This is a genomic window from Alteromonas sp. KS69 (assembly GCF_003989595.1).
GTDB lineage: Bacteria > Pseudomonadota > Gammaproteobacteria > Enterobacterales > Alteromonadaceae > Alteromonas > Alteromonas naphthalenivorans.
In genome coordinates this window covers 59654-78257 of sequence record NZ_PYHU01000006.1, presented here as the reverse complement: position 1 = coordinate 78257, position 18604 = coordinate 59654, and the positions used below count along the sequence as shown (strand labels likewise).

Annotated in this window: 19 protein-coding genes; 6 read left to right on the top strand and 13 right to left on the bottom strand. The window is 45.3% G+C overall.

From position 1 onward, the window contains the following. Positions 1-283 precede the first annotated feature (283 nt). Together C7Y69_RS06075 and mdoH are read left to right on the top strand one after the other, a co-directional pair. On the top strand, positions 284-1978 hold the full coding sequence (locus C7Y69_RS06075) for a glucan biosynthesis protein (RefSeq protein ID WP_126872117.1): 1695 nt from the start codon (positions 284-286) through the stop codon (positions 1976-1978). Beyond that, positions 1959-3911: a glucans biosynthesis glucosyltransferase MdoH gene (gene mdoH / locus C7Y69_RS06070; protein WP_041452640.1), complete on the top strand. Its 1953-nt coding sequence runs from the start codon at positions 1959-1961 to the stop codon at positions 3909-3911. Before C7Y69_RS06075 ends, mdoH begins: the two co-directional genes overlap by 20 nt. A gap of 111 nt (positions 3912-4022) precedes the next feature. On the opposite strand, the gene C7Y69_RS06065 is transcribed toward mdoH, so the two are convergent. The 3 genes from C7Y69_RS06065 to nudE form a co-directional block, all read right to left on the bottom strand. After that, the gene (locus C7Y69_RS06065; RefSeq protein WP_126872116.1) at positions 4023-4607 is read right to left on the bottom strand and encodes a YceI family protein; all 585 of its coding nucleotides are present in this window, start codon (positions 4605-4607) and stop codon (positions 4023-4025) included. Positions 4608-4683: 76 nt separating this feature from the next. Continuing rightward, positions 4684-5532, bottom strand: coding sequence for a 3'(2'),5'-bisphosphate nucleotidase CysQ (gene cysQ / locus C7Y69_RS06060; RefSeq protein ID WP_013786682.1), 849 nt, complete (start codon positions 5530-5532; stop codon positions 4684-4686). Positions 5533-5535: 3 nt separating this feature from the next. Further along, positions 5536-6099 (bottom strand): ADP compounds hydrolase NudE, encoded by a 564-nt coding sequence (gene nudE / locus C7Y69_RS06055; protein ID WP_126872115.1) that lies wholly within the window; start codon positions 6097-6099, stop codon positions 5536-5538. Positions 6100-6165: 66 nt separating this feature from the next. Between nudE and yrfG the strand changes: the two genes are divergently transcribed. The 4 genes from yrfG to C7Y69_RS06035 all read left to right on the top strand — a co-directional run bounded on the left by yrfG (position 6166) and on the right by C7Y69_RS06035 (position 10223). Beyond that, positions 6166-6873, top strand: a complete 708-nt coding sequence (gene yrfG, locus C7Y69_RS06050; protein WP_126872114.1) for a GMP/IMP nucleotidase — start codon at positions 6166-6168, stop codon at positions 6871-6873. Next, positions 6863-7405, top strand: a complete 543-nt coding sequence (gene yjjX / locus C7Y69_RS06045; RefSeq protein ID WP_013786679.1) for an inosine/xanthosine triphosphatase — start codon at positions 6863-6865, stop codon at positions 7403-7405. Before yrfG ends, yjjX begins: the two co-directional genes overlap by 11 nt. 256 nt (positions 7406-7661) lie before the next feature. Beyond that, complete coding sequence (locus tag C7Y69_RS06040; RefSeq protein ID WP_126872113.1) at positions 7662-9050, top strand: NAD-dependent succinate-semialdehyde dehydrogenase; 1389 nt, start codon at positions 7662-7664, stop codon at positions 9048-9050. Positions 9051-9119: 69 nt separating this feature from the next. Next, entirely contained in the window at positions 9120-10223 is a 1104-nt protein-coding gene (locus C7Y69_RS06035) for an MBL fold metallo-hydrolase (protein WP_126872112.1), read from the top strand. A gap of 17 nt (positions 10224-10240) precedes the next feature. Here the strand turns inward: C7Y69_RS06035 and C7Y69_RS06030 are convergent, their stop codons facing one another. From C7Y69_RS06030 to gspE, 10 genes are read right to left on the bottom strand one after another with little or no spacing between them, the layout of a single operon-like run. Then, complete coding sequence (locus C7Y69_RS06030; RefSeq protein WP_126872111.1) at positions 10241-10999, bottom strand: type II secretion system protein N; 759 nt, start codon at positions 10997-10999, stop codon at positions 10241-10243. Then, the gene (gspM, locus tag C7Y69_RS06025) at positions 10996-11475 is read right to left on the bottom strand and encodes a type II secretion system protein GspM (RefSeq protein ID WP_013786675.1); all 480 of its coding nucleotides are present in this window, start codon (positions 11473-11475) and stop codon (positions 10996-10998) included. Before gspM ends, C7Y69_RS06030 begins: the two co-directional genes overlap by 4 nt. Then, positions 11472-12671, bottom strand: a complete 1200-nt coding sequence (gene gspL / locus C7Y69_RS06020) for a type II secretion system protein GspL (RefSeq protein ID WP_126872110.1) — start codon at positions 12669-12671, stop codon at positions 11472-11474. The genes gspM and gspL overlap by 4 nt, the downstream gene beginning before the upstream one ends. Beyond that, positions 12671-13714: a type II secretion system minor pseudopilin GspK gene (gspK, locus tag C7Y69_RS06015; protein WP_126872109.1), complete on the bottom strand. Its 1044-nt coding sequence runs from the start codon at positions 13712-13714 to the stop codon at positions 12671-12673. Before gspK ends, gspL begins: the two co-directional genes overlap by 1 nt. Next, positions 13714-14334 (bottom strand): type II secretion system minor pseudopilin GspJ, encoded by a 621-nt coding sequence (gspJ, locus tag C7Y69_RS06010; protein WP_013786672.1) that lies wholly within the window; start codon positions 14332-14334, stop codon positions 13714-13716. Before gspJ ends, gspK begins: the two co-directional genes overlap by 1 nt. Beyond that, positions 14334-14738, bottom strand: coding sequence for a type II secretion system minor pseudopilin GspI (gene gspI / locus C7Y69_RS06005; RefSeq protein WP_260563431.1), 405 nt, complete (start codon positions 14736-14738; stop codon positions 14334-14336). Before gspI ends, gspJ begins: the two co-directional genes overlap by 1 nt. Further along, the gene (gspH, locus tag C7Y69_RS06000; RefSeq protein WP_013786670.1) at positions 14735-15364 is read right to left on the bottom strand and encodes a type II secretion system minor pseudopilin GspH; all 630 of its coding nucleotides are present in this window, start codon (positions 15362-15364) and stop codon (positions 14735-14737) included. The genes gspI and gspH overlap by 4 nt, the downstream gene beginning before the upstream one ends. A gap of 8 nt (positions 15365-15372) precedes the next feature. Further along, positions 15373-15810 (bottom strand): type II secretion system major pseudopilin GspG, encoded by a 438-nt coding sequence (gspG, locus tag C7Y69_RS05995; protein ID WP_013786669.1) that lies wholly within the window; start codon positions 15808-15810, stop codon positions 15373-15375. Then, positions 15810-17036, bottom strand: coding sequence for a type II secretion system inner membrane protein GspF (gene gspF / locus C7Y69_RS05990; RefSeq protein WP_126872108.1), 1227 nt, complete (start codon positions 17034-17036; stop codon positions 15810-15812). Before gspF ends, gspG begins: the two co-directional genes overlap by 1 nt. Position 17037: 1 nt before the next feature. Further along, the gene (gene gspE / locus C7Y69_RS05985) at positions 17038-18603 is read right to left on the bottom strand and encodes a type II secretion system ATPase GspE (RefSeq protein WP_013786667.1); all 1566 of its coding nucleotides are present in this window, start codon (positions 18601-18603) and stop codon (positions 17038-17040) included. Position 18604 lies beyond the last annotated feature (1 nt).

Here is an 18604-nt window from a genome sequence, read left to right as displayed (position 1 = left end):
TTTTTACACAGTGAAAGATGGCGCTTAAATTCAAAAAGTACTTTTGTAAATGTTTGAAAAGATGACGTTTGATGGTTATTCAACCTCTTTTAGATAAGTTGGATCATTCTTTGCAACTGCTCTTAATGAGTTCAAGCGCGGTTAATTCGCTACCCAGTTCTTCTTCCTTTATGGGTAAGCGAGGTTCCTATCAAAAAAGCACCTTTGGGCATTCATCTACGGAGTTAGCTGGTGGCTTTTTTGAACGCGTTTTGGCATAGCCCTAATTCACGGAGATTACGACATGCACCAAGAGTTTAAACAAGGCCGCTTTGATGGCGTGAAGAGCGTCAGCAAAGTAACTAAGCGACGCTCCAGGTCACTTTTCTCTCGCGTTGCGGTTGTGATTACCAGTGCGTTGTCATTATTAGTCGCGCCAGTGATTAATGCTGAAGGGGTGAGTAATAGCAACGAACCTCGTGATGCATCCCCTATTCTTCAATCTGTTATCGACGCCGCAAAAGCGTCTGCCGAGGAAAGCTATGAGCAAAACGATCATGGTCTCGATGACGGATTAAAATCAATTGATTATCAAACCTATCGGGCTATCCGCTTTAATCCTGAAAAAAGCCTGTGGAATGGCGAGAACGACTACGAAGTGCAGTTTTTTCATCCTGGCTTTCTTTATGAGCTACCTGTGACAGTTCACACTATCGATGAATCTAATAGCGCTCAGCGTATTCCCTTTTCTAGTGACATGTTCCGCTATGACGACAAAGCTGCGCCGTTAGCAGGGCTGACCAACGATAAAACGGGGTTTGCAGGCTTTCGGGTTCATTACCCATTGAAAAATGAAGCCTATAAAGATGAGTTTGCCGTATTTTTAGGGGCCTCTTATTTTCGTCTAGTGGGTAAGAACCAAGTATATGGTATTTCTGCTCGAGGGCTTGCCATTGATACTGCCCTAACGAAAGGGGAAGAATTTCCTCACTTTACTGAATTTTGGCTTATTGAGCCTAAAGAAGGCCAGCCTATTACGATTTATGCTCGACTGGAAAGTCCGTCAGTGGCCGGTGCGTACAAGTTTGTCATTGAGCCAGGCATAGATACACAAGTAGATGTGAAAAGCTGGTTGTTTGCCCGCGAAGATGTAGAAAAGCTAGGTGTCGCCCCTTTTACCAGCATGTTTCTTTATGGCGAAAACAGTGAAAAGCGCTCAGACGACTATCGCCCTGAAGTACATGACAGCGACGGTGTATTAATGGTGACACATGCAGATGAAGAGATTTGGCGTCCATTGACTAACCCAGCAAAACTACAAATTACTTCGTTAAGTGACAGCGCGCCAAAAGGTTTTGGCATGTTACAGCGCGATGGCGAGTGGGGTAACTACTTAGATGGTGAAGCAAACTATCATATTCGCCCAGGCCTTTGGGTAACGCCCACCGAAGGGTTCGAGAAAGGTCGCTTAGAGGTGGTAGAAATACCGACTAACTCAGAGACGCACGACAATATTGTGGCGTACTGGGTGCCTGAAGCGCCATTACTTAGCGGTGAATCTCGTTATTTTGCGTATACCTTAAAAACAGTAGAGCGAAACCCCGTTGTTAGCGAGTTAGCAACCGTTATTCGTACACGCCAAAGTAAACCGTCGTTACCTGGCGAGAAAGTGAAAGATGAAACAAAGCAGGCTCAGCGCCGCTTTATTGTTGATTTCTCTTCTCCTGACTTCTCATCGCCGGAACTGGCAGCACCTGAATTGTCAGCTAATGAAAATACGGCTACAAGCTTCAACCCAGACACTACCAAGCTTATTGTGCAAGGTAGCAATGGTGCAATTTCTCAGCAGCGCCTTTACCCCGTTAATGAAGGTAAAGAATGGCGCGCCACTTTTCTTCTTATGCCCAAAGACAAAAGCACGGTAGATATGCGTGCTTATATCGAGCTAGATGGCAAACGTATCAGTGAGGTTTGGAATTATGTCTATCAACCCAAGTAATGCTTCCATTTCCCCTAAATCCTCAACAAAGCGTGATCGATTCATCACGACAGGAGAGCACATGCGCTTATTTATAATGGCAATGTTAGTGCTTCCGAGTACGGCTTTGGCCGGTTGGAGCCTTTATGAAATTTTTCTTCCTAATGGGTTAACTAAACTTGAGATGGCCCAGCTTGGATTAGGCCTAATGTTGTTCGCTTGGCTGTGTATGGCCTTTTGGACCGGTATTATCGGTTTTGTACTACAACTGTTTAATATTGACCCTTTAAGCTTACGTAAAAAGCAAAGTAAGCCTGATGAAGCCACACAGTTAACTCAGCGCCATGCGGTGGTAATGCCTGTATACAATGAAGATACGCGCCGAATTATGGTGGGTTTTGAAGCGTGTGTCCGTGAGTTAATGAATACGCCACAAGCTGATCATTTCGATTTTTATATGCTAAGTGACACACGGGATCAAAACAAAGCAGATGCCGAGCTTCGCGCGTGGCAACGTATGACCAAGCGTTTAGGCAGCTACGCGTCGCAGGTATTTTATCGTCGCCGGGAAAAGAACCTTCATCGCAAAGTGGGTAACTTAAAAGAATTTTGCGAACGCTGGGGCGCGAACTACGAATCTATGATTGTATTAGATGCCGATAGTATTATGACTGGCGAGCGAATGTTAGATTTAGCCCGCCGTATTGAACAAAACCCAGATACCGCATTAGTACAAACTATCCCTATGCCGGTACGTCAAAATACCTTCTTTGGCCGCTTTGTACAATTTGCTGCGCACCTTTACAGCCCAATGCTGGCAACAGGTTTGTCATTTTGGCAAACCGATAGCGCCAACTATTGGGGTCATAACGCGATTATTCGCATTGCGCCCTTTATGCAGCATTGTGGTTTACCTAAATTAGAAGGCAGCGCCCCGTTTGGTGGTGAAATTTTAAGTCATGACTTTGTTGAAGCTGCGCTACTTCGCCGTGCAGGCTGGCAGGCCTATTTACTGACCGATACCACGGGCAGCTATGAAGAAGTCCCTAGCAACGTTGTCGATTACGCTATTCGTGATCGTCGTTGGGTACAAGGTAACATTCAGCATTTAGGTTTGCTGAACGTGAAAGGCCTGAAAGCGGCTAACCGTCTTCACTTCTTATTTGGTGCGTTTGCCTATATTTCATCACTAATACTGTTTTGTATGCTAGCGCTAGGTACAGCTGATGCACTCATCCGTGCTACGTCTGTTCCAGATTTCTTTACCTCTGAATATCAGTTATTCCCAAGCTGGCAGGTAGCCCGTCAAGATATGATGATGGTCACAATGTGGGGTACAGCTGCGTTGTTATTTTTACCTAAAGTACTAGGGATAGTATTGGCGCTTATCAAACGCAGAGAAGAGTTTGGTGGCACCTTTTCGTTACTGAAAAGTTCTGCATTAGAAATTACAATGGCCATTCTTATTGCACCGTTAATGATGTTTTATCATAGCTTCTTTGTGATCAGTGTTTTTGTTGGTCATTCTGTTAAATGGGAAGCACAAGAACGTGAAGGTAAAAAAGTACCTTGGAGTGTGGCCTTTAAGCATACTCAAATTATGAGTTGTTTAGCCGTAATTTGGGGTGTGACTACATTTTATTACACACCATCGTTATTTATGTGGTTGCTACCTGTGTTAATTGGAATGGTACTGGCTGCGCCGGTTATTCGTATTACTAGCAGTGATAATCTAGGCATACAAATGCGTAAATGGGGCGTGTTTGTTATCGACCAAGAAGTGAATGAATGCACCGCGCTTAAACGTTTGCGGGTGGCTATGAATTACTTCGCATTGTCTCAGTACAAGGCAGAAGAGCCAGCACTCCCTGAAAGTTTGTGGGTAACCATGCCTGAGCAAGTATTAAGTGAAAAGCCGCTGCCTATGCGTCCAGCATTGGTCAATAACGCGTAACGTGTTGTACACGTTAGTGGATTAAAGCGCTGAACATAATCAGCCAGACACAAAAAAGCCGGCAGCTTTACTTCAAAGGTAAAGCCCCGGCTTTTTCTATATAAGGTGTACTTACTGGGTAAAAGTTACGGAGAAAGAAACCGGAACCGTAGTAGTAATACTCTTTAGCCCTGCAATTTTTTGCAATGCTTCAATACCTGCCGTTAGTCCGAAAGACTCAGCTTTAATTAGCGTAGGCGCGGTAGTTGAAACCGTTAAAGTATCTGCGTCTACTTTGCTTGCCATTACAGAGAAGCTAGTAGGAACCGCCATACCATGCAACGTTAAAATGCCATCAACTTTGCCGCTGGCCACTTCGCCGTCGGCTAAATTCAGCATTGACTCAGGTAAGGTTGCATCGAAAGTTGCTTCAGCAAACTCTGTCACATTGAATAGCATGTTTTGCATACGTGTATTACGAATATCGATTGACGTATTTACCGACGCCAAATTAACCGTAACACGCAATTTTCCAGCATTAGATAAACTGCCTTCAAAACTATCGAATTTATGTACTTCGGTAATTTGTGAATTCTTGGTAGAAAGGAAATGCAAAACACTGGTGTCGCCATCTAGGTCCCAGTCAGCAAGTGCAGGAAACGTAAGACCGCATGCAAGCAAGGCAGTTGTTACCTTACGAATACGTGTCGTCACCATAATATTACTCCTTTAAATAATAATAATGTCCACTCGAGACTACTCGAAGATGGCATAGACCAAATAACCTAACGTACTAATTACGATGAGGGTTTACAAAATCATTATACTGGACAACATCTTTCCATGGCACTCTTTGATCGCCCATTACTACAAAATCTGGGTTCTCTAGCGAATGACGCTGGTTATAAGTAAGCGGTTCGAAGTTAGCAGCAGCAATACTGCCTCCAGCTTCAGATACTATGCACTGTGATGCACCTGTATCCCACTCACCCGTTACACCAATTCGCATAAATACATCGGCCTTACCTTCTGCAATAAAGCAGGCTTTTAGCGAACAGCTGCCTAATGGCAGGGTTTGATAAACCCGCTTTGCACACATACGACCTAATACTTTTTCGCGGCTTTGCCTACGACTAATGGCAATCATCACCACACTGTTTTTAGGATCATCAAGCTTACGGACGGCAATTTTCTCTTCCCCGTCAGGTGACGATTTATAAGCCCCTTTACCCTTCTCGGCAAAATACAGCGATTGCCCAGGGGGCCAGAAAATAACACCAATTTTAGGCTGATTATTTTCAATAAGTGCGATGTTCACCGCAAAGTCACCGCTTCTGGCGATAAACTCTTGGGTGCCGTCGATAGGATCGATAAGCCAATAACGCGGCCAATCTTTTCGCTCTTCCAAGCTGGCATGCTTATTTTCTTCAGACAGAATAGGAATGTCGGGGGTGGCGTCGCTTAAGCGTTTAACAATAATATCGTTGGCAAGGTAGTCGGCGCTAGTAACTGGAGAATCGTCTTCTTTTTGGTAAGCGTCAAAATCGCCTTTATCATACACTTTAAGCACAGCTTCGCCGGCTTCAACGGCAACGGTTTTTGCGAGCTCTAATAGTTCGCTGTGGGGGTGTTCATCGGGCATAATCTATTGGTCCTTCAACCATTTTTGAGCAAGTAACAGCGCAGCGATACAGCGGGCTTCAACAAAATCTTCACGAGCCAGTAACGCGTCTGCTTCAGCAAGGGGCCAGTGAATCACTTCCAATGGCTCAGGTTCATCACCCTCTAGTTGTTCAGGGTATAAATCTCTTGCTATTACAATGGTCATGTTGGCATTAAAAAAGGTAGGTGCCATGCTAACTTTGTGTAATTCAATCAGCTCATTCGCACCAAAACCTGCTTCTTCTTTCAATTCTCTATCGGCGGCTTCAATGGCGGTTTCACCTGGGTCGATAAGGCCTTTTGGAAAGCCAAGTTGATAGGAGTGAGTACCTGCGGCATATTCACGAATCAATACCATGGTATCTTTATCAATCATGGGAACAATCATGACGGCGCCACGATTGCCTCCTGCCATCCGTTCAAATTCTCGCGTTGCGCCATTAGAAAACTCTAAGTCTAGGCGCTCTACGCGAAAAAGCTTACTTTGGGCAACAATTTCCCGATTGTGAATTTGCGGTAACGGCTTGTTCGGGTCAATTTTTCGCATGTCTCTTGCTACAACTTTGTTATCATACCTACTGTAACTAGCTTACTTCATTATAAGGAAAATCGCTTGCCCTTTCTGCCCTGGAATGAAATTGATACGGTGTTGTTAGATATGGACGGCACCCTACTGGATTTGCACTACGACAACCGGTTTTGGCTAGACCATTTGCCAACGCGTTTGGCTGAAATCAAAGGTATTCCTGAACAAGAATGTCGTGACATGATGGCCTCACATTATGAAAAAGTGCACGGTCAAATTCAGTGGTATTGCCTCGACTATTGGGCAGAAACACTGGATATCGATATTATGCCGATAAAGCGCGAGTTGGCGCACCTTATTGAAATTCGTCCCGATACCGTCCCTTTCTTAGAGGCGTTGCATCAGTCTGGTCGCGAGGTGGTGTTAGTTACTAATGCACACCCTGGTAGTTTGTCGTTAAAAATAGAGCGTACGCAGTTAGACGCACATATTGATAACTTAATCTCCACCCATGAGTTTGGTGTCACTAAAGAGTCGCAGTTGCTGTGGCAGAAGCTACACGCACGCTTAAACTTCAACCCAGCGAGAACCTTGTTTGTAGACGATACAATACGAATATTAGATGCGGCAAAAGAGTTTGGTATAAAGCACCTTCTTGCGGTTGATAATCCTGACAACACTTTACCGAACCGTAATATTACCGAATTTCCTGCTGTTACCGACTATCGTTTAATGTTAGATGATATTTTGGCAAACCCTGTCTCTAGCAACGAAGGAGGTAAACATGCTGAGTAAATTATTTGTAGGGTCTAAAAACCCGGTTAAGGTAAATGCGGCGCACATCACGTTATCCATTACCTTAGAGCAAGATTTCGATGTTTACGAAGTGGGCGTACCTAGTGGAGTTTCTGAGCAGCCTATGAGCGAAGAAGAAACGCGGCTAGGCGCGGTAAACCGCGTAAAAGCACTTATTGATATGCACAAAGACGAGACAAACGATTCGTGGTATGTGGCTATTGAAGGTGGTGTTGATGTATTCGAAGATGGTCCTGCTACCTTTGCTTACGTGGCGATTTATAACGGCGGGCGCATGTCGATAGGCCGAAGTGCCAATTTGCCGTTACCGGTTAGTGTGTATCAAGCATTGCAGCGGGGCGAAGAACTAGGCCCTGTAATGGATAAGTTATTCAATACTACTAATGTGAAGCAAAAAGGGGGCGCCATCGGCTTGCTTACCCTTAATCATGCTTCGAGACAAAGTGTTTATGAAGTCGCGCTTACGTTAGCCATGGCAAAGTTTCATTTTCCCGATTTATATACCGATTGATATACAACATATACGCTGCTAGTTGCCTTTGAAATAACATCGTAAACCGCAGTGTTTTACTCAAAAATACTCTGTAAGCCCTACCGAAATGGTGACAAATTTCCGTAATAATTTCTTATCGGGCTTTTCTCGAATATCGCTCATAATGTCTAATCATTAGTCTATCTTGTTGATCTTTCGTTAGAAACATTAGCCTGGCTAATCTGGCGCTGTAGTTGCACTACTTCCCATCACAAACGGATTAAGGAGTGTGACAATGAGCGATACAATCAACACGTATAACCCTGCAACGGGTGAGAAGCTAGATCATTATCATTTAATGTCAGCGGATGATGCAGAGCAAGCGGTAACCCGCTCGCAAGAAGCCTACTTAAACTGGCGCAGAACTTCTTTTGACGCCCGTGCCCAATTATTCAATAACCTTGCTGATTTGATGGAAGAGCGTATTGACGACTTAACCAGCCTGATGACCCGAGAAATGGGTAAGGTAGCTGAGCAAGGTAGGCAAGAAGTGCAGCTATGTGCAAATATCTGTCGTTATACGGCAGAACATGGCGCTGAAATTCTTGAAGATGAACATCGTATTTTTGAAGGTGGTCGTGCCATCATCAGTTACCAGCCTATTGGCGTGATCTTAGGTATTCAGCCTTGGAATTTCCCCCTTTATCAGGTTATTCGCTACAGTGTTTCAAACATTATGGCGGGTAATACCACGGTACTTAAGCATGCTAAAAACGTATTTGGTATGGCCGTGGCTATCCAACAAATGTATGAAGATGCTGGTTTCCCTAAAAACGTTTATCAGTCGCTATTGATTGATGGCGGTACAGCGAGTGACTTAATTAAACATAAGCATGTTCGCGGCGTAACCTTCACAGGTAGTGACGAAGTGGGCAAGCAGGTTGCTAAAGAAGCAGCAAGTTTGTCGAAAAAGACAGTGATGGAGCTAGGCAGTAACGATGCGTTCATCGTGCTAGCAGATGCTGACATCGACCAAGCGGTTGAAACCTGTATTAAAGGCCGTGTTATCAACAATGGTGAAACCTGTGTAGCAGCCAAGCGCTTTGTTATCGTCGATAGTATTTATGATGAGTTCAGAGATAAGTTTGTTGCCCAGTGTAAGAAACTTAAAGTAGGCGACCCAGCGGATGAAAATACCGACTTAGGCCCTATGGCCCGTGAAGATTTACGCGATGAATTACACGAGCAAGTGAAAACGTCATTGGACGCAGGGGCAACTTTATCACTCGGCGGTGAAGTACCAGATAGTAGTGGTTATTTTTACCCTATCACTGTATTAGAAAATGTTTCACCAGGCATGCCGGCGTACGACGATGAATTATTTGGCCCAGTGGCTTCGCTAATTCGCGTTCGTGACGACAAGGAAGCCATGACAGTAGCAAATGATTCACGCTACGGTCTTGGTGGTGGTATCTTTAGTACTGATACCGACAACGCTATCGCCCTTGCCAAAAACGAGTTCGATACGGGTATGGTAAACATTAACGGCTATTCGTTAGCTCAGCCTAACTTGCCATTTGGCGGTGTTAAAGACAGTGGTTACGGTCGTGAGCACGGTGGCTATGGTATGCGTGAATTCGTTAATATCAAAACCATCATGATTGCAGAGCAGCAAAACAGCTAAGCGTACCAATGCGGTTAGCCCACAGTGTTGGGCTAATCTGCAACAAGGCGCTGAATAGGAGTACGTAGTATGTTAGTCACATCCATGAAATCTAGTTCAGCCCGTGTTGCGAAACCGCACTGTTCTAATGTAAGTACAAAACTAAGTATTGGGCTGGGGTTACTTACCTCAGCCTTTTTTGTTTGTGCAGCGCCTTCGGCCAAACCGACAGCCAATCCAATAGCCAATCCAATAGCAAGTGCTGGTGATTCCGTTCAGCAGTCGTTGCCGCAGCATGCATCAACGGATACAAGCGCCACTACCGTATGTGAAGGAGTTTCATTACAAGTGCTTGGCTCTGGCGGTCCAGAACTCGATGATGGGCGTGCTTCTGCATCCTACCTTCTTTGGAAAGACGAAAAAGCTAACGTGTTGGTAGATGCTGGGAGTGGAAGTAGTGTTCAATTTGGCGCGTCGGGTGCTGATTTTACCGATGTAGACACCATCTTATTATCTCATTTGCATACTGATCATGCCGCCGACCTACCCAGTTTTATCAAGGGAAGTTATTTCACACGTCGAGATACAGATTTAACCGTGTATGGCCCTGCCGGTAACGACCTTATGCCGAGTACTCACGCGTATCTCGATGCGCTGATAGGTAAAGAAGGGGCATTTAAATACCTGTCTTCTTATACCCAAGAAGGTGAAGATGATTATAAGGTGTCTGCACACACGGTTGCAGATACCACTTTTTCCACATCCATTAGTGATGATATCAGCATAGCGGCTATATCGGTGCATCATGGGCCAATCCCGGCGTTGGCGTGGAAAGTTACTATTGATAAATGTGTTGCTGTATTTTCAGGCGACACCAACAATGCTGATGGAACATTAGCCAACTTTGCTAAGCATGCTGATGTGCTCGTGTTGCATAATGCTATTGAAGATATTGAAAAGGGAGCGGGTAGCGCTGCCACCAATTTGCATATGACGCCTAAGCAAATTATTGAAATTGCTAAAGAGTCCGAAGCAAAGCGTATTGTGCTTTCTCATATAATGAAGCGTAGCGAAGCAGGGCTAGATGGGCTTACTGAGGCTATTGCGGTTATTGCCCCCGGACGGGTGTTTGCCGCGCAAGACCTAATGAATATTCCATTGGTTAGCGACCTTACTCGTGAAGAAGGCCGCTAACTTATATAGCATTGCGCCTATTGTAATTTAATGGCGATATAACCATTCGCATCGGGTTGTCCGAAGAATTTAGACGCCTGATGTACTTCTTGAGGAAGGCTATCATCGGGCTTAAATTTCCCGTCTACCTTTACTTTTTTCATGTCTGGGCTAACTACAGCATCAATAGAAAGGCCAAGTAGATTTGGCTCGCTGACCACAATACCAATGTCATCACCCACACAGCGAAGTTTGGCAGAATAAGTGCCAAAGTCGATTGGGCCTTGTGTACCTGCAACGGCGGCATTCAACCAATCACCTGTACCTTGTAGCGCCACACACTGAGGGCCAAAAGTAAGTTCGTCGAGCTTCACTTTAAATCGCCCACTGGCGTTAACTGGCAGAGGCAAATTCACTTGCGCCAACACGCGGTCTACGGGTAAATAAACTGAGAAATTTGTGGTTTCTACTTTGTTTGTATTAAACAAACTGGTTTTAAATGGCCCTTCAAAAGCAATGTCGTTTACATCGCGAATGTTACCCGCTTTTACATGCGCGCTTACCTTTCCAATCAGCAACGCAAGGGGGCTAAGCTCCCAATTAACGTTATTAATAGGGAGTCCGTTCACCACGATGGTTTGCGCCTTACCCGTCCATAATGTGCCACTGACACCGCTAATCGATACATCTTTTGGCAAGTCTACTCTGCCAATCACCTGAATAGCAGGCATGTAAGCAATTGCAAAAATTAGAAAGGCAACAATGCCACCCACTAGCCAACCAAACTTAGACTTCATGCTTTTCCTAACTGTAAACGGCGAACTTTGATGTAACCTGGATCATCAGCTTCAGCAATATCGGCCTGAATGATGACAATGCCCATGCCTTCAAGGGTTTTTAACCATTCCAGCACATCATTAAAAGGGGCTTGGTCTATCCAAACTTGTAACTCATCATCTTGCGGTTGCATACGCGAAATAGCGATGCTGTGACTTGACGTAGTGCGGTTAACGGCTTGAGGTAGTGAACCTCGAAAAGGCGTAGCGCGGTTGCTGCTTTTTCTGAGTTGTTGGGCGCGAACGGCACTGTCTTTTACCCATACCAGCAAGCTTTGTTGGTTATCTAGCAATTGCTTTTGCTGATGCAAAGCTGCATTAAGGGGCGACCAAATCAAAAAATAAAATAAACCAATAACCACTACCACAGCAGAGATCATCACCAGTATTTGCTCACGCTCGGTAAGCGCTTTAAATTTGCTGACTAGTGCGTTCACAACACACTCCTAATTGATACCGTGCCAATCACATTGTCATCACGGTTATTGATAGCCCCTTGCTCTACGGTAAATCCAGCACCTTCCGCCTGTCGGCGAAATTGCTCTAATGCCTCAAAGCTTTTACCTTGCGCTTGAATACGAATTTCGGTGCGGGTGGCATCAAACCGTAAAGTTTGTGGTTTTACTTGTGTGCTAGCAAAGGCTTCTGAAAGCTGATCTAGCATCACTAACATAGAGGCATCGCCGCCACTTTTTGATAATTTATCAAGCTCATATTGCAGCTTAAGCTTCACGTTACGATAAACGCCAATATTGGGGAACCCAGATTTTACCGCTTGATCTATTTCACTGGAGAGCGCCGCGTTATCAGATTTCAGCTGGTACAGGGTAACGGTTTTATCAACCAGACTGGTACATAACACCAGTACCGCTAATACAGCCGCGACACGCCATTGTGCCCACGCATTATTACGAGTACGTTTTACTTTGTACTCGCCCTGAAGCAAGTTGAAACTGCTCGACATCGCCTCTTTGGCTAGCACATGCATAGGTAGCTCAAGAGGGGCGTCATTTACCGTAATATTCGGCACACCACTTAAATCAATACCCGCATAGTTGGTAATGACAACCGGGGCTTCTTGTTGACTGGTGAAATGGCCTAGGGTGGGTAACAACCACGCTTGCTCGCCCTGTATACCTTGAAAGGTATCTTGGCGTACCAACATTTGCTCGCCTAGAGTAAGTACAGACCAACCTTTTTCAGTTACCGGTACGGCGAGTACATCAGGAATTAGATGGTTACAGAACAAGCCTGCATCAGCTAACCATTGCTGCCACATTTGAAGTTTTGCATGACTTACGACGGCAACGGCTTGGCTATCGCCTACTTTAGAACCTATAGCAAAAAACTGTTCGCTAATATCAGTGGCTAATTCATCTTCAAGCATGAAGGGCAAAGCAGAAAGTACCTTTCTACCCGCTCTTGGCGGTAAAGCTACCCATTTAAGTAATATTTCGCTGCTAGGTGCCAATGCGATTACCGCACGCTGCCCAGCACGCTCCGCTAAGGTAGAAAGGGCGTCGGCATTGGGAAGTTCACCAGAAGCGATAATTTCTTCTTCGGCTGTAGACCATACTAGCCAGCTAATTGGGTCGGCCTCGGTGGCACCTAACCTAATCAGGAGTTGTTCCATTATTTTACGCCTCCAAACTCGCGCTTTATTATTTTTACGCCCGCGTCACTACTTGCGTTAAATACGGTAGAAAGTTGAAACGTTGCTTTATTGTAACGGGTCTTAGTGTGCAAAATAAAATACTCAGTGGTTACCGTAAACCATTCTTTTCGGCTATCAGATAAACTTAATGCTTCAATACTCGGCTCGGCCAGAAATTCGCTTACGTCTTCCCAGCCATCTTGTGGGCGGTTACCCAGCAAGCTAGTGGCTTGTTGTAAATCTAACCCCGTTAAGCCGGCTAATAGCGCTGCATGTTCTTCATCAATGGTATTCACATTAATGGCTAGGGTGTCGTTGTCGGGAATTACGCAAACCAGAGGAAGAATTTCATTCAACCAAACCGCAGAGACACCGTTAATAATACGCAATTCGCTTGTCGATGCCAGTAGTCCGTTTGCTGCTAAGTAAGGAAACTCCCTCGACTCATACTCGCTATCTTCTGCGCCATAAGGGCGCATGTTGTCATCTTCATCTACCCAGTCGGCCAAGCTGTCTCGCACGGTATCAGCGGTAAAGCTGTTGAGATCGTCAATTTCAAGCGCCAAAAGCATAGTGTGAAAGGCATCCATCGCTTCGGTAGCGCCATCACCACTATTCACGTTTGCGCTAGCGCTGCCTTGTAGAATAGCGTTTAAGTTAAAGCATGCTTGAAGGTCGGTAAGGTTCGCTTGTAAACCGCCATTGTCTAACGGGTACATAAATTCCTGTGCCCAAGGCTGGTCTAGCGAAATTTTATCACCGGTCTCTTCCATCAAGGTTTGAAGTGACTTTCTTGCAAAGGCCTCGGCTCCCAAGGCATACCAGTACGCTTGATTACTGTCTTTAATATTCATGGTGCGCTGAACTTGCAACTGCAAGCGGGTACCCATTTCAGTGGCCAATACAGACACCAGCGCTACAATCATCAGCACAATCATAAGCGCCACGCCTTGTTGGCGAGAAGGCTGCGAACGGGGTGTTTTTGTAGGCGCTTTGATAGCCGTTTTAATAAGAATGCCCATTACGCCGAACCTCCTGTTAAGGCAAACTCACGACGTACTAAACCAAAATCTTTACTCACAAACTCAATCGCCACCGCAGTGGGTAACGCTTCACCTTGGTAACTTTCACTCCAACTTAGATCGTCGCTGTCATCAGTACTACTTTCAGCGCTAATGAATTCAACGGTAAAGCTTTCTATATTTTCAAGCAGGGTACGGGTCTTAGGTTCATAGCCAATAACATTATCGACGTAGTTGCTATAAAGGCGTTCTAGTCGGTCTTCATCAAGGCGATATGCCACATATTGTAGGGTGCTTCGGGGCAACATGAGTTGAGGGTTGTGCCAACCGCCGCGCACAAAGCCAATACCATCGCCGTCACTATCATCTACCTCGCCGCCAGCCATTACTACGGTTTGGGTTTCCCCTTCAGCGCGAACTGGCCGTGGCACCGCTTGTTGAATATCACGCTCTATGATGACCATGGCACGTTGTAGTTGTTGTAACTTCTCAAAGCGCTCGCTAGATAAGTCGTTGCTATCAATTACCGTGGTTAGCAGGCCTGTAGATGCCAAACCAATGAGCGTAAAAATAGCCATGGCAATCAGAATTTCAATGAGAGTAAATCCGCGCTGCTTCATTAAATGCCTGCGCTGGTGGGCTTGGCCACAAAGGTAGTTACTGACGTGACACTGCCAGAATAATCTGAATCTAAGCCTACGCTGATACTTACCGAGCGAAGTTCATCGTCGTTGGTTTTAGTTACTTTTTGCTGCCAATACCAAGTACGGTCAGCCATTTCCATGCTGCCTTTTAAATTGTTCTTAGGTGGCCAAGTATCATCAAGCTGTAACTGGTTAAGCCGGTTACTGGCAACATAGCTGGCAAAGGTTACCGCTTCAATTTGCCCTACGTTATTTAAGTGATCCCCTGCGGCCTTTAGAATAGCCGTACCGGTTAAGGCAAAAATAAGCAGTGCCACCATGACTTCAAGCAGTGTCATGCCTTTTTGATTGTTGGGCGAATGCGAAAACGGGCTTTTCACTGATCTGGGCTCTCAAAGGGGCCAGCCAATTCTAGTGGCGGAAACTCTTCATTGTTTAGCGCAAAATAAACGGGTTCGTCGTTAAAGTCGCCTTCATAGGCAAAACTAAGGCTGAAGGGGGTAATATCGCCGCTAGACATGATTAATATTTGCGGCGGTGGCAGTTTCTTTTCTTCTTCGCTGCCTATTTCAACACCATCTTCAGACACGCTTAAGGTTTCGTCGAATATGCCTCGGTCAAAAAGTTGGTCTTCTTTGGTCCAAGGCAAGTCGTCTAAATTTAGCGTAAATGAGAAGTCTTCAGGTAATGTGTGAGGTTCATAATATTTCTCTCCCTCAATACGTTGCCACTCATCATTTTCATCTAAAAAAACAAAGTAGTATTCGTTGTCTTTTTGCTCTATACGAATGCCAAGTTGCTGCTGGTTTAGCACAGCATAATCGCTTGCCATATCGACCAGTACTTGTAGTCGTTGGGCTTGGCTTTTTAGCAAGTCTGCTTTACTGGCGCCAAAGGCATTGAACATCACGTAGCCAGCCGCTAAGCCCATAAGCAACAGTACCAGCATCACTTCTAATAGCGTGAAGCCAGTGTGCTTGTTGTGAGGATGAAAGCGGCCAAGCATAAAATAACTTAGTTTAAGTATTCGTTAATGTTCCAGTTACCAATATCGTCATCGGTACCTGGTTCACCGTCTGGGCCATTTGAAAAAATGTCTACTACGCCTAATTCTCCTGGGCTAATTAACGCATAAGGATTGCCCCAAGGATCTTCTGGCAAACGCTTAATGAAACCGCCTTCTGGGTAGTTTCTTGGAATGGGATCAAGGGTTGGTGCGGTTACTAACGCTTCTAGCCCTTGCTCAGTCGTTGGGAACTTATTGTTTCGAAGCTTATACATTTCAAGCGCGCTTTCCATTTGCTGGATATCAACGGCGGCTTTTTTAAGTTGTGCCACTTCTTGGTTACCCAAAATTTGCGGCGCTACCATCGATGCCATAATGCCGATGATAAGTAGCACCACCATTACTTCAATCAAACTAAATCCAGAACTACGTTTTAAGGTTTTCATCAGATATTCACCATATTGTTTAAGGCCAAAATAGGCTGCAAAATTGCCATTACGATAAACAGCACTATGCCAGCCATCGACACGATAAGTAGAGGTTCAAATACTTTTAGTGAGACACCAACAAGGGCTTCAAATTCCCTATCTTGGTTATCGGCGGCGCGACCAAGCATTTGCTGTAATTCGCCAGACTTTTCACCCGATGCAATCATGTGCATCATCATTGGCGGGAAAATTTTTGTATTGTCGAGCGCAGCGCGCAAGCTGCTCCCTTCTTTTACATTAATGGCAGCATCGGCTACCTGATTCTTTATATGCTGGTTTTCAAGTACATCGCCAGAAATGCGCATAGATTCAAGTAAAGGCACGGCGCTGGCACTTAATATACTTAAGGTACGTGCAAAGCGAGCGGTATTAAGCCCGCGGGACACTTTGCCAATAAGCGGAAGTTTCAAAATAACTTTGTGAAACCTTAGCTTCATCTTTTTCTGCTGAAGCACACGCTGAACAATTACCGCCAGAATAGCCACTACTACCAGCAAGATAAGGCCGTAATTTTGTAGCCAAGTACTTACCGAAATAAGTACTTGGGTAATACCTGGAAGGTCTTGCCCCATATGGTCGAATTGACCCACAATTTTAGGTACAACCACTGTCAGCAATAACATCACAATGCCGAAAGCGAAAAACAGCATAAGCGATGGGTAAATAAGTGCTTGGGTAATTTGGCTGCGAGTTTGCTGGCGTCGTTCGGTATAGTCGGCAAGGCGATTAAGTACCGTATCTAAGTGACCGGATTTTTCACCTGCCGCCACCATGGCGCGGTATAAGTCATCAAATACACTAGGAAATTCAGACAAGGCATCGGCTAAACCATGACCTTCAACCACTTTGCTTCGAACAGCCATCATCATATTCTTTTGACGGGGCTTTTCACACTGCTCGGCAACCGCCAGTAAGGCTTCTTCTACCGGTAAGGCAGATTCTACCAAGGTGGCCATTTGACGGGTTAACAGGGCCAGATCTGAGGCTGAAATTCTCGGTTTAAAAAACGAGAAACCACCACTTTTACCGTCACTTTTTCCGCGCTCGGTAACTTGTTCTACTTCTAAAGGAATGAGCCCTTTTTCACGCAATTGCTGGCGCACTTGGCGAGCATTATCGCCTTCCAGTACACCATTTGCGTTACGGCCACGGTTATTTACCGCTTTATAAGCGAAGGCGGCCATACTAATCCTCCTTGGTTACACGCAGGACTTCTTCTAAAGAGGTAACACCTGCAAGTACCTTACGACACCCGTCATCCCGAATACTGGGGGTAGAGTGCCTGATATATTTTTCAATGGCCTGTTCACCCACGCCTTCATGCATCATTTCGCGCACTTTCTCATTCACCAGCAATAACTCGTGAATACCCGTACGACCTCGGTAACCGGTTTGGTTACAGGCAGCGCAGCCGTGAGGTTGGTAAATGGTAAAGTTGCTATCGGCATCAATATTAAGGGCTTCACACTCTTGCGGATCCGGTGTGTGAGGGGTTTTACACTCTTTACACAGTGTGCGCACTAAGCGCTGCGATAATACCGCCAGTAAACTTGAAGAAAGCAAAAAGGGCTCAATACCCATATCTTCTAAACGGGTGATAGCGCCAGCGGCGGTATTGGTGTGAAGGGTCGATAATACTAAGTGGCCGGTTAAACTGGCTTGAACCGCAATTTGTGCCGTTTCAACGTCTCGAATTTCACCCACCATCACCACATCGGGATCTTGTCGCAAAATTGCTCGTAGGCCGCGGGCGAAGGTCATATCTACACGAGGATTTACCTGTGTTTGACCAATGCCGGGTAAGTCAAATTCAATAGGATCTTCTACGGTTAAAATATTGCGGTCGCGAGAGTTAATTTCGCTAAGGCCTGCATACAAGGTGGTACTTTTACCAGAACCTGTTGGGCCAGTAACCAAAATAATACCGTGAGGCTTTCTAATTAATGAAGAAAAATGGTCGCGGTTTTGCTGGGTCATGCCTAAGTCTTTTAGGTTTAACCGTGCGTTGTTTTTATCTAATAAACGCAGCACCACACGCTCACCATGGCTAGACGGCATAGTAGACACACGTACATCTACTGCGCGGCCTGCAATGCGTAGGGTAATACGGCCATCTTGCGGTACCCGTTTTTCAGCAATATCAAGTTTCGCCATTACCTTAATACGAGAAACCAGCATGGAAGAGAGCTTACGATTGGGGCGTAAAATCTCTCGTAATACACCATCTACACGAAACCGAACTACTAACTGGTTTTCAAAGGTTTCAATGTGAATATCCGACGCGCCTTCTTTAATCGCTTCACCTAACATGGCATTAATCAGCTTGATGATAGGGGCGTCGTCTTCGTTATCTAATAAATCTTCGGTATCAGGTAAATCTTCCGCAAGGGCAAACAAATCGCTCTCGTTACCTAAGTCTTCCATCAACTGCTTTGCTGCAGAACTATCACGCTGGAATGCACTGGTTAGAAAGCTTTCGAACTCATCAGCAGCGATAGTTTTAGGTACAAAAGGCTCGCCATAAAAGCGGCGGACTTCGGCAAATACTTCAAAAGGGGTGTTTTCCGTAAAATACAGCACAGCAGGAGTGACATTGGTTTCAAGCAATACCTGATTACGCTTAGCAAAGCTGAACGAAAGCTGGCGAGGGCCAGCCACGGCTTCTGGTAAGCCTTCTTCATCAACCATTGCTTCGAGCGCTTCTTCCTGTGCCTCTACCGCAAGGGTGAGTTGCTCGTCTTGACCTGCCATA